Annotated in this window: 8 protein-coding genes; 5 read left to right on the plus strand and 3 right to left on the minus strand. The window is 62.1% G+C overall.

All coding sequences use genetic code 11. The features are described from left to right. Window positions 1-66: 66 nt before the first annotated feature. Entirely contained in the window at window positions 67-1,773 is a 1,707-nt protein-coding gene (gene leuA, locus VPH40_RS24910) for a 2-isopropylmalate synthase (protein ID WP_328574798.1), read from the minus strand. A gap of 483 nt (window positions 1,774-2,256) precedes the next feature. Between leuA and tssF the strand changes: the two genes are divergently transcribed. The 5 genes from tssF (at window position 2,257) to VPH40_RS24935 (ending at window position 11,553) form a co-directional block, all read left to right on the plus strand. After that, window positions 2,257-4,098: a type VI secretion system baseplate subunit TssF gene (gene tssF / locus VPH40_RS24915; protein WP_328574799.1), complete on the plus strand. Its 1,842-nt coding sequence runs from the start codon at window positions 2,257-2,259 to the stop codon at window positions 4,096-4,098. Further along, window positions 4,062-5,087 carry a type VI secretion system baseplate subunit TssG gene (gene tssG / locus VPH40_RS24920; RefSeq protein WP_328574800.1) on the plus strand — a complete coding sequence of 342 codons (1,026 nt, stop codon included), beginning with the start codon at window positions 4,062-4,064 and terminating at the stop codon, window positions 5,085-5,087. The genes tssF and tssG overlap by 37 nt, the downstream gene beginning before the upstream one ends. Before the next feature lie 79 nt (window positions 5,088-5,166). Next, the gene (locus VPH40_RS24925) at window positions 5,167-7,920 is read left to right on the plus strand and encodes a type VI secretion system Vgr family protein (RefSeq protein WP_328574801.1); all 2,754 of its coding nucleotides are present in this window, start codon (window positions 5,167-5,169) and stop codon (window positions 7,918-7,920) included. Window positions 7,921-7,960: 40 nt separating this feature from the next. Next, entirely contained in the window at window positions 7,961-10,183 is a 2,223-nt protein-coding gene (locus VPH40_RS24930) for a T6SS effector phospholipase Tle3 domain-containing protein (RefSeq protein WP_328574802.1), read from the plus strand. Between the two features lie 467 nt (window positions 10,184-10,650). Beyond that, the gene (locus VPH40_RS24935; RefSeq protein ID WP_328574803.1) at window positions 10,651-11,553 is read left to right on the plus strand and encodes a hypothetical protein; all 903 of its coding nucleotides are present in this window, start codon (window positions 10,651-10,653) and stop codon (window positions 11,551-11,553) included. 14 nt (window positions 11,554-11,567) lie between these two features. Here the strand turns inward: VPH40_RS24935 and VPH40_RS24940 are convergent, their stop codons facing one another. Continuing rightward, the gene (locus tag VPH40_RS24940) at window positions 11,568-11,855 is read right to left on the minus strand and encodes a barstar family protein (RefSeq protein ID WP_305061526.1); all 288 of its coding nucleotides are present in this window, start codon (window positions 11,853-11,855) and stop codon (window positions 11,568-11,570) included. Beyond that, window positions 11,852-12,514, minus strand: coding sequence for a hypothetical protein (locus tag VPH40_RS24945; protein WP_328574804.1), 663 nt, complete (start codon window positions 12,512-12,514; stop codon window positions 11,852-11,854). Before VPH40_RS24945 ends, VPH40_RS24940 begins: the two co-directional genes overlap by 4 nt. Between the last annotated feature and the right edge of the window lie 29 nt (window positions 12,515-12,543).

Consider the following 12,543-nt stretch of genomic DNA (forward strand, 5'->3'; position numbering starts at 1 on the left):
AATGAAAAAGCGGCACGGCGATCAAGCCGTACCGCTTTTTCTCCCTCTGGGGCGCGCCGAAATTGCTTAGGCGGCGCTGGCAGCCACGTCGGCCGCTGTTGTTTTTTCGGCTTCCGTTTGCCCGATGCGGCGGTTCACGGCGGACAGTACGGCCTTGAACGAGGCGGTGACGATATTGCTGTCGATGGCGGCGCCGAACAGGGTCGGGCCGTTGTCGAGGCGCAATTCCACGTAGCAAGCCGCTTGCGCATTGGCGCCGGAGCCGATCGAGTGCTCATGGTAATCCATCAGCTTGATGTCGAGACCGAGCGCATTGACGAAGGCATCGATGGGGCCGTTGCCGCCGCCTTGCAGGGCCAGCGGCGTCTGGCGGTGCGACAGGCTGATGTCGATCTGCACGGATTCGTCGCTGCTCGTGTCTTCCACCATGCGGTGCGAAGCGTAGGCGTACGGCGCCGTCTGCTCCAGGTATTCGCGCTGGAAGATGTCGTGGATATCCTGCGCGGCGATTTCGCGGCCCGTGGAGTCGGCCACGGCTTGCACGGCGCGCGAGAATTCGATCTGCAGGCGGCGCGGCAAGACCAGGCCGTATTCCTGTTCCAGCAAGTACGCCATGCCGCCCTTGCCGGACTGGCTGTTGACGCGGATCACGGCGTCATAGCTGCGGCCCAGGTCGGCCGGATCGATCGGCAAGTACGGCACTTCCCAGATGGCGCCGGCTTCTTGCTTGGCGAAACCTTTCTTGATCGCATCCTGGTGCGAACCGGAGAAGGCCGTGAAGACCAGGTCGCCCGCATACGGGTGGCGCGGGTGGACGGGCAACTGGTTGCACTCTTCCACGCACTTGCGCACGGTATCGATGTCGGAGAAATCCAGGCCCGGATGCACGCCTTGCGTGTACAGATTCATCGCCAGGGTGACCAGGTCGACGTTGCCGGTGCGCTCGCCATTGCCGAACAAACAGCCTTCCACGCGGTCGGCGCCCGCCATCACGGCCAGCTCGGCCGATGCGACGGCCGTGCCGCGGTCGTTATGCGGGTGCACGCTGATGATGATGGAATCGCGGCGCGCCAGCTTGCGCGACATCCATTCGATCTGGTCCGCATACACGTTGGGCGTGCTGCATTCCACGGTCGAGGGCAGGTTGATGATCATCTTGTTGGCCGGCGTCGGCTTCCAGATGGCGCTGACGGCGTCGCAGATATGCTTGGAGAAATCGAGTTCCGTGGTGGAAAACGATTCCGGCGTGTATTCAAAACCCCATTCCGTTTCCGGATGCTGCGCCACCAATTGTTTCACGAGCGTGGTGCCGGTGGTGGCGATATTCGTGATTTCTTCGCGCGACATGCCGAACACGACTTTGCGGAACACGGGCGCCACGGAGTTGTACAGGTGGACGATGGCGCGCTTGGCGCCGACGACGGATTCCACCGTGCGGCGGATCAGCTCTTCGCGCGACTGGGTCAGCACGATGATGGTGACGTCGTCCGGGATGCGGCCTTCATCGACGAGCTTGCGGACGAAATCGAAATCCGTCTGCGATGCCGATGGGAAACCCACTTCGATTTCCTTCAGGCCGATGGCGATCAGCATGTCGAAGAACCGCAGCTTCTTTTCCGCGCTCATCGGCTCGATCAGCGACTGGTTGCCGTCGCGCAAGTCGGTGCTCATCCAGATAGGCGGTTTGCTGATGATCTGGTTCGGCCATTGACGGTCGGTCAATTTGACGGGAGGAAAGGCGCGGTATTTGGAAGCTGGGTTTTGCAACATCATGATCGGGTACTCCTGAAGATAGGGGGAAATCAATGGTTGTGGCGCAAGCTTGCCGGGCGGCCACGCAACACTAGGCCAGGCAAGCGATCGGTAGCGATAGCAGTGCAGCGACGATGCCAGCGGGGGCGGTCGCAGTGGGGATTACGTGTACGAATGGGGATGGTGCAAACATCATCAAACCTTCCAGGGTTTTTGAAACACGCCGGCGTGTGGCCAGGCGAAGCAATGCGGCAAACTTATGCGCGTGCTAGTAGTAGTCGCGATAGCGACAGCAGGGAAGGGGAGGAATGTTTGAAGGAGGACATGCACTTAATGTACGGGAAATTGGGCGGGGCTGTCAAGCATATTTCAGCAGGGAACGATGCTGCCGCCACGCCGCAGGTCGACTTATTGTTCTTGCGCAATTTATTTTTTTATCATTATTGAATAATGCAGTTTCCGTCTGGCGATGTGTGTCGCCCGTCCTGCCTTGGAGCCGCCGGCATGGAATCTTTGCTGAAATACTATGAACTCGAACTGGGCATGCTGCGTACGCATCAGCAGGAATTTGCCGCGCGCTATCCTGGTGTCGCTGCCGCACTGGGCATCGTGGGCAGCAATTGCCAGGACCCTCACATTGAACGCCTGATCGAGGCATATGCCCTGTGCAATGCCCGCACGGCCAAGAAGATCGATGACGCACGCCGTGTCTTCACCGAGTCCATGCTGGAAGTGAATTTTCCACACTACCTGAGGCCGTTTCCAGCGTGTTCGATTGCCCATGTGGACGCCAGTGGGGCGGCGGGCCAGGCGCGTGACGGCATCGATACGTTGCCGCGCGGAACCTTGATGCATGCAGCCCAATATCAGGGTGTCGTCTGCAAGTTTCGCACCGCCTATGATGTGGTGCTGGCACCGCTCAGCCTTGCCGGTGCGCGTTTCATTCCCATCATTGATGTGACTGCGGCGATGCATTTGCCCGCCGACATCGCGACCGCGATCGCCATCGAGATCGTCTCCACGTCGGCCACCGGCACGCTGGAGCAATGCACGCTGCCTGCCGTGCGCGTCTTCATCGACGGCACGCCATCGCTCGCCGCCACGTTGCGCGATGCCCTGTTTCTGCATGCCGCGCACGCGTGGGTCGAGGCGGGAGGCGTACAGTTGCCACTGCCGCAAGTGCCGCTGCGTGCCGTCGGTTTCTTGCCGGATGAAGCGCTGCTGCCGCGCAAGCCGGGCTCGCATCGAGCCTATTGCCTGCTGACCGAATACTTTGCCTTCCCTGAGAAATTCCAGTTTTTTGATATCGACCTTGGCTTGATTACGCCACGCTTGCCGCCCGGATGCGAGCGCTGGACCTTGCACCTGGGCTTGCGGGACATCGCTGCCGGCAGCGCTGGCGCACGTTTGCTGCGCTCTGTATCGGCAAGCAATCTGCTGCTTGGCTGCACGCCGGTCATTAACTTGTTCCAGCAGGCGGCAGCACCGATCAGGCTGACGCAAACGCACAGCGAGTATCCCTTGCTCGCCGAACATAAATATGCGCATGCGTATGACATCCATAGTGTCGACGCCGTGCGCCTGGTGCGGCAGGGGGCCAATGCCGGCACGGTCACGCAATGCCAGCCGTTTTATGCCATGCACCATGGGCAGCCTGCCGGGGCGAAGAGCCCTTGCTGGGTGCTGCGGCGCGATGAGGCGCGGGCGCTCGCCCATCCCGGTTACGAAAGCAGCCTGGCGTTTGTCGACAGCGACGAGGACGATACGCATGGGGGCATGGCGACGGTATCGGTCGACCTGACGTGCAGCAATCGCGATTTGCCGGGCGCATTGCCATTCGGTTCGCCCGGCGGCGATCTGCGGCACGAGGGGGCGGCTGGCGCGCTGCCGGTGCGCCTGTTGCGTCAACCGAGTCCGGCGTACCGCTTTAAAGCCGACTTGCCTGCGCAAGCCCGGTTGCTGGCATTGCTGTCATTGAATCATCAATCCTTGCTGGACGATGGCGTGGCGTTGTTTCAGGAAATGCTGACGCTGCATGATTTGCCGGCTTCCCTGATGTCGCAACGGCAAATTCAGGGCATCAAGGCATTGACGCACCGCGCCAGCAGCACCTGGATGCCCGACGCCAGTGGCGGCGTACTGGTGTTTGGCATTGACGTCTTGCTGACAGTGGAGGAAGAAGCCTATATCGGCAGTGGCCTGCATGTCTTTGCGCAAGTGATCGACCATGTGCTGGGCATGTATGTGCATGTGAACAGCTATTGCCGTTTGTTCGTGATTTCGCACAAAAGCGGGAAGGAGTTGCTGCGATGCCTGCCCCGCAATGGCCAGCAAACGCTGGCGTAGTCGCGCTGCTGTCACAGGCGCCGTACCGTTTCGGTTTCTTCCAGACCGTACGCCTGCTCGAACGCTGGCTATGCCGGCAGGGAGCGTGCGCGGAGTCGGCCTTGCACGATGGATTGCGTTTCCATCATAGCGTTGCCCTGGTCTTTCCTGCCTGCGAGATAGAGGCAGTATGGCATGACAGCGAGCATGGCCGCCTGCACCTGCGGCCCAGTTTCATGGGTTTGCTGGGTGTGAACGGCACTTTGCCCCTGCACTATACGGAGCGGCTGGTGCGCCAGGAGCGGGCAACGGGGAATGCCGGCGCGCGTGCTTTTCTCGACGCCCTGTCGCAACGCGCTCCCGTGCTGTTGTATCAGGCCTGGGCCGGCAGCCGGATCGAGTGCCAGGTCGACGCCAGCGGCCGCCCCGGCTTCCTGTCATTGCAGCTGGCGCTGGCTGGCGCCTGGCCGTCGCGCCTGGCAAGCACAGGCGCATTGCCACCGGAAGCGCTCGCTTACTACGCGGCGGCGCTGCGGCAGCGGCCCGTCAGCGCCGCATGGATGGCGGACGTGCTGGCCGATTATTTTAACGTGCCCTTGCGCATCGAATCGTTCGTCAGCACCTGGCACGTGCGCCCAAGCGATGAGCATTCGCTGCTCAATCGCAGCAATGCGAGCCTGGGGCAGGGGACCATGCTGGGTGCCCGTTGCCGGCGCAGGGATTTGCGCGTGCGCCTGTGCCTGGGCCCTCTGACGCGGGCACGGTTCGACGATTTTCTTCCTGGAAATTCGGGCGCACTGGCCTTGAAAAGCATGTTGAGCCTGTTTGGCCTGCCTTGCGTGCAATACGACATCCGTCTGATCCTGCGCGCTGCCGATGTGCACGGCAGCACCCTGGCGGCTCGGCAGGGTGCTGCCTGCCTCGGGCAAGCTGCGCGTTTGCTGGCGGGAGCGGCAGGCAGCGACTGCGACGCCATGCACTATGACGTCCGATTTCCCGGTTCCGCTTGACGCGCCGCAATTGGCCGCCGGTAAATAGATGAATACTGATGAGCTTGGGACGATGCGTGTCGGCATGCAGGGAGGTGGAATGGATAGCGCGGAAGAATTCATGCAATTCATGCTGGAGGCGCAGGAGTTGAACTCCAGCAACCGGCCATTGCGCCTGCGGCTGGCGTATGCGGACGGCGTGAACGATGATGTGCTGTTGCCGCAGCAGGTGCATGGCCGTGAAGCCATTTGCGGCAGCCTGGAGTACGACATACGTTGCGTTTCGCTCGATGCGCATCTGCCGCTCAAGCAGTTCATCGGCGTGCCGGCGGAGTTGCAGATCGTGACCGACGCAGGGCAGTTGCGCAGCGTGTGCGGCATCGTCGGGCAGGCATCCGCGGGACTGAGCGATGGAGGCCTCGCCACCTACCAGCTGGTGCTGCACGATACGCTGACGTTGATGGAGAAACGCCGCAATACGCGTGTTTTCCGTGGCAAGACGGAGCTGGAGATCGTCGAATTGCTGATTGCCGAATGGCGGCTGGGCAGCACCATCATCGGCGCCACGTTTGCCTGCAAAATCGATCAGGCCTTGGCCGACCGTCGATTCCCGGCCCGTGAATTGACCATGCAGCACAATGAATCCGATGCCGCATTCATCCGGCGCCTGTTGCGGCGGCGCGGCATTTCCTGGGTCATCCAGCCTGGCGCCGCACTGAGCGGGGCATCCGACGCCGTGCCCTCGCACGTCCTGTTGCTGTTCGATGATGCCAGCCGCCTGCCCGAGAATGCGGCGCCGGTGATCCGCTACCACCGCGCGGACGCCACGGAGGAGAGCGATACCATCACGGCCTGGGGCGCCGTGCGCACCTTGCAAGCCGGCAGTGCCGGCTTTCACAGCTGGGACTATGCGGCGCCGCGTAACCGCCAGTTCATGCAGGTGGACGCTGGCGGGATGGCGGATCAGGGAAGCAGCGGCAATAGTTTTGCCGCCAGCCTCGACGATTATCTGGTGGCGACGCCGCACCTGGGCAATGACGCCGAGGATTTTCGACGGCTGGGCTTGCTGGCGATGGCACGCCATGACGTGGAAACCAAGTGCTTTCATGGCGAAGGCGTGGTGCGCACGCTGTGCGCGGGGCAGCAGTTCAGTCTGGCGGGACATCCGGAAATCGACCAGCACCGGCCGGAGGACCGGCGTTTCCTGGTGACGGCATTGGAGGTGCATGCCAGCAACAATCTGCCGCAAGCGCTGGATGCGCGCATCGCGCGCCTGTTCGCCTCGAATGGCTGGCAGGGGCAAGGAGCGGCCTGGGGAGCGGGCGAGACGGGGCCAGGAACGCCGCGCTATCGCATGCGCTTTCGCTGCGTGCGTTCCAGCGTGGCCCTGGTGCCCGCCTTCGATCCGCAGCGCGATGTGCCCCAGCCGCAATTGCAAAGCGCCATCGTCGTCGGACCCGGCGGCGAAGAAGTGCATTGCGACGAGCAAGGGCGCATCAAGGTGCGTTTCCCCGCTACCCGTGCTGCCGACCATGCGCACGCGCAAGGTTCCGGTGCTTCGGATACGGAGCGCGACACGGCCTGGCTGCGTGTCGTCAGCAACTGGGCTGGCGATGGACAGGGCAGCGCGCACCAGTGCGGCACGCTGGCATTGCCGCGCGTCGGCTCGGAAGTGCTGATCGGATTTCTGGCGGGCGATCCCGACCGGCCGATTGTCTTGGGGCAATTGTTCAATACGGTGGCGCCACCACCGGCCCTCAGCAAGCGGGGCGCGCTGCCGGGCAACCGCTACCTGGCGGGCATGCGCAGCCGCGAAGTGCGCGGCCAGGGTGGCAATCAGCTGCGTTTCGACGATACGCCCCGGCAAATCAGCGCCCAGCTGGCCAGCGATCACGCCGCCACCGAGCTCAACCTGGGATTTCTCGTCGAGCCGCGCGCGGGCGGCGCGGGCCGCCAGCGCGGCGACGGATTCGAGTTGCGCAGCGATCATGGCGGCGCCGTGCGCAGCGGCAAGGCATTGCTGCTGTCGGCCTGGCGCCGGCTCGACGCCGCAGGCGGCCAGCTATCGGCCGAGGAACATGTGACCCTGATGCAGGAGTGCTTGAACTTGTTCAAATCGCTGGGCGAGTATGCTGGCGCGCACCAGGCGCTGCCGGTCGACGTGGCGCCCGCCGCCGCCTTGAAAGAAGCGGTGGCTGGTGCCGAGGCGCCTGCGGCCAGCCTGACGGCGCCTGCGGGGCTGGCGCTGAGCAGTCCCAAGACCATCGTCAGCTATGCCGGCGTGAATGTCGACACGGTGGCGCAGCAGCATGTGCACGTGATCGCCGGCCAGCGCTGCAGCGTACAAGCCGGCGATGGCGTTTCCGTGTTTGCCCACAAGGGCGGCATCGCCCAAATCGCGCACCATGGCAAATTTCTCATGCAGAGCCAGTTTGACGACATGCAGCTCAACGCCGCCAAGGCCCTGCAATTGACGGCGAATACCCGCCTGATCGGCATGGCGCAGGATGAAATCACGTTCATGACGGCCGGGGGCGCCTATCTGAAACTGGCGGGCGGCAGCGTGGAACTGGGCGGCCCCGGTGCGCTGACCATCAAGACTGACGGCCATCACTGGAATGGGCCGGCCAGCAGCAAGGCTGAACTGCCGAGCTTTGATGAGGGTGACCTGGGCCGCATGCCCCAGGTGCTTTCCGGCCTCGACGGCAGTCCCGTCAGCGGCGTCAAGATCGTCGTCGAGCGCGAGGATGGCTCGCAGCACGTGGTCGATGCCGATGGCGAAGGCAAGGGCGCGGCCATCGTGGGCGACAGCCTGGAAAAACTCAAGGTGCGTATTTTCAGGCCGCGCGACTGAGCATGGATCGTGCATTGTCCACCATTCACGGGAGTCAAGCATGAGTGTACATAAGCCCAAGGCCGGTTCTTTGCCCTTCGATGAAAGCAAATACCTGCAGATAGGCGAAAAGGACGGCCTGCTGCGCTTCGACCATGACACCTTGCCGATTACCACGCGCTTGCCCTTGCCGGGGATCATGATTTTCGTGCATGGCGTCAACTCTGATGGCGAGTGGTATGACGAGGCGGAAGCCGGTTTGTGCGCGGGATTGAATGTCCGCCTGCACCGGCGCGTACACGATGCCGGGCGGGGCGCCCAGGAAGGCATCGCCATGACGCCGGCCCGCTATCTGAAGCAGCTGACGCGCGACGGTTTCATCAATCCCCTGATGAAACCCAGAACCTTCATGGAGGGCGACGGCTATTCGCCCGTGATCCGTTTTCGCTGGGGTTACGCAGCCAATGATATCGAGTTGCAGACGTATGGCGACGGCATCTTCTTGAATGAACAGAATTACTGGGGCGGTGGGCCCTTTGCCAATGGCTGCACTTCGCTGCCGGACTTGTGGGGCGAGGGCCTGTCGGACCAGCTATTCCTGTGGATGCAGATCCAGCACATGAATCCCACCAATGACCGGCAAGTGTACGCTTGCCCGCCACGGCCGTATTTCGTGCTGGCCGCCTACCGCCTGGCGCGGTTGATCGAGGCCATCCGGCAAAAGCAGGCCGATGTGCCGATCACCATCGTGTGCCACAGCCAGGGCAATATGGTCAGCATGGCGGCGGCCTTCCTCGGCGAGCGCCTGCCCAAGGTGGCGGACTCCCAAGGCAGGCTATGGCCTTGCATTGCCGATAATTATGTCCTGTGTAATCCACCCTACAGCGTGGTGGAAGACAACATGGCGGAGAACTGGACGTCGTCCAACCTGAAGGCGGCGGACGGCAGCACGGGCCGCCAGACGGCCGCGGCGCGCATCGACACGCTGGCGGCCTTTTTCGCCCTCATCGGCGAGCGGCGCGCCGCACAATGGCCGGCCGGGAAGATCGACCAGGCCATGAGCAGTGCGCACCATCCGTTCAAGGCGCAGCAGGATATCGATGCCTATGGCGTGCGGGGCGCGACCGTGGGCCGCGTGACCCTGTATTGCAATCCGCACGACCAGGTGATTTCGTCCTTGACGGTGCAAGGCATCGGCTGGCGCGGCTTGGCCGGCCCGGTGCTGAACAAGGACGGCCTGCCCAGGAGAGACCGCCAGGGCAAGGTCGACCCTGGCGAAATCGCCAGGGCAGGTGGCGAGGGAATATTTACCCAGCGCGTGTTTGCCGAGGGTTTTCCCGTCGGCGTAAAGGGCGCGTACGACTACTGGGGCGATCATCGTCCTGCCATTGATTTCGGCAGCGACCATTTCTGGAATCCGCCGTCCATGATTTCCACGTATAGCGTGGAAAAGGGGCTGGAGGCGCAAGAAAACTGGCTGTTCCAGATACTCACCGTGGCGTTTGCGCCCATCGCCATCGTGGCCACCACCTTGATGCGCAAGCGTATCAATGCCTCGCCCGACAAGTACTGGAAAATCCCGCTGGAAGCGCCCGACTTGCCGGAGAAGTTCTTCCCGCAGGCGAAGTTGTTTGGCGCGATCTGCCCCAGCTTTGACATGGGCCTGCATCCTCACGGCTGGGAACGCAACAAGGATGCCGCCCATCCGCAGGGCGACCCTTTCCATGGCGAGCGCGAGTTGCCGATACCGCGCGGCGGCCTGCATGGCGAAAAACAGCGCACGGACGCGGCGCGCGGCGATGAAGGCAGCGAAGCAGCCCTGCAATACGAATACCACGCCTCCCTGCGCATGATGGCCAAGCGCGAAGGCAAGGTCCAGAAAGACAAACATGTCACCGAAGAAGACCATCCCGAAACGGCAAGCGCCGAATACACCGCTTGGCGCCACCGGAAAATCCAGGCGGGCCTGGCTGGCAACGTCGGCACCTATGCCGCCGATCACTCCACCATCCTGACCAACAGCGAGCACTCCAGAAAGGCGCTGGCGTATGACGTGGCCGTGGGCTGTTGTCATTTGTTGGAAACGGAGCTGCGGGAATTGAGGACGATGGCGGATTGGCGGTTTCTTAATGATTTTGAGGGAAGCAAGGATATGCTCGTATTTAAGGAGTATCTAAAAAAAGGGAGATTAAAACGGCAGACTGCCTCGGAGTGGATAAAAGAATCCACAGGAGGAGCAATGCCGGAAAAAATTATAGATTCACGCGAAGATGCCAGTAATTAAAATTAGAGGGATTAATAATGGCTAAAAAATTCAGATTTACCTCCATGGTCGCGCTCATGGCCACAATAGGACTATCTTCCTGCGCTGTGCATTCGGGAACTACTACTAATGACGACATGCTAAAAGCAATCGAAGCAGAGAAGCCATTCGTTGCTCAAGTGGTCGGTGTGCAATGGTTAAATCCGCTGCAGCGTCAGGATTATCCAACCGAATGGCAACTGCTATGGACGCTCGGGAAAGTAAAGCCAAATAAAAAAGACGATATGTTAGAACAATATCCTGCTATATTTTCCGAAGTAAGATCTGTTTCGGGGATAGCTTCGTCAAATAATGGAAAGGGCACTTTTTTTAATTTTCATGGTAAATATTTGTTTGAAATGATAGGTAATTTCCACGGTGTGTATTTTTCCAATCCCACCTATTTTTATAACGCCCACGACTTCAAACATAAAAAAGGCTGGAATGAATTGGCGGGCATTCATGTCGAATATGCCGTGCCCGCAGAGCGTTTTGATCCTCTCTTGGCCGGCGCCGCCCTGCGCGAAGAAATCATCGATACTTTTTCCATCGGCAACCCAAGTTTCCCCAACTCCTGGACCAAGTCCACCCCGCCCGACGTGCGTGTGACGGCCGGTGGCGCGCATTCCGGATTTGTTTCCCTGGCGGCCGCGCTCGATTACCTGCAGGCGCATCCGAAGGAAACAGTGTGGGTGATGAGCTGGGATGCGCCCAGTTTTCCGAAAGATGAGCAGATCAATGAAAACATGGTGTTGCTGGTGCTGGCCGGTCCCCATTACAAGACGGAGCGCGATGCGCTGGCGTGGATAGGCTATCCGGCCACGCAGCAGGTCAGCGCCTTTGCTGCGCAGAAGGGCTTGCCGCCGCCGACGGTGCAGGCGTGGCAAGCGACGCTGGCGCAGGCGGCCGCGAATGGACGCAAGACCGATGCCGAGATCGGCTATGTGATCCACGATGCGCACAACGCGCATCCGGCTTCATCGGACCGCATCGCCTACCTGGCGCAAACCTTGACGATGGAATTGCCGGCCTTCGATTTTCTCCAGCAGACCTTCAATACGCCGGCCTTGCTGGGCGAGATGGGCGCCGCCACAGCCTTGACGAACGTGGCGCTGGGCATCGCGCAGGCGAATCACTTCGGCCAGAACGTGCTGGTGGCGGGCACCAGCGACGCGGGCCAGACGACTGGCGTGTTGATCTTGCCGCCGGCCAAGGTGCGGCCCATCGACCCCGTGAAACCGTGGTTCCGCGCGCGCGGCGGCGGCAATGCCTATCTGATGTGGTGGGGCATCCGCCATGCGTGGGCGACGCTGGATGCGGGGCAATTCAATGAGCAGGGTTACTCGAAGTAAAAGATGGTGACATGTCAGGCATAGCGTAGCTGCGCCGCCCCGTCCGGCGCATCTTGCGCCATGCGCGCCAGGATGCGCTGCAGGATGGCCGCTTCGTCGGGCAGGCGCGCGGCGAAGGCTGGCCAGCCGCGCAGCTCCAGTTGTTGCGGCATGTCCACCAGGCCCGTGATGGCATCCTGGAAAGCATCCCAGTTCATGCCATAGAAGGAAGGAAAACCCAGTGCGGCGGCCAGCGCCGCGTGCAGCTGGCGCGGCGAGTTGATATCGCTCAAGTCGACCGACACAAGGGTTGGTCTCTTCACACTATTCCCTTGAGCAAGTTCTGCAGGTTTGCACGCATGCCGGCGACCACCGTTTCGTGCCGTTCCAGGATAGCGGACGCATCCTGGAATGGCGCCGGGTCCAGATACAGGCGCGGCAAGTCGGCCACGGCCACGCCGCGCGGGCCGCCGCGCAGGATGTCGTCCGCATGCTGCTGGATCGAGTTGACGGCCGCCTGGATGCGCGGCGTCGCCGAGGCGGCCAGGCAGGCTGCCAGCGCGGCGTCGAGTTCGGCGCGCGCGGGCGCCTGCGGCAGCACGGGGGCGGCGATCTGTTCCAGCGGCGACATGTTGACGGCCGGCTTGCGGTAGGCGAGCAAGGTGTCGAGCGCCATCAGCCGGTGCGGGCCGCCGCGCTGCAGCCAGTCCAGGATGCGCGGCCACGGCGTGCCCAGCAGCGCCGCCGCCACGCCCCATTGTCCCGCCACGGGCGAGCCCACATTGGCGTCGATCCAGGCGAGGGCGGCCGGATTGCCCGTGTAGGCCAGCAAGGTGGCGTTCGATGAGCGCAGCGCGGGCGCCTGCGCGGCGAGGATGGCGGTCAGCCAGGCGAGGGCGCCGTCGGGCTGCTGCTGCGATAGCTGTTGGGCAAACGGGTCGCTCAGGGCGCGGCTGTCGGAAAATTGATATGCGTCGGACATGTTCTGTGATTCGGCGAGTGAGAAGAGTT

It is taken from the genome of Janthinobacterium sp. P210005, assembly GCF_036231865.1.
Classification (GTDB): domain Bacteria; phylum Pseudomonadota; class Gammaproteobacteria; order Burkholderiales; family Burkholderiaceae_D; genus Janthinobacterium; species Janthinobacterium kumbetense.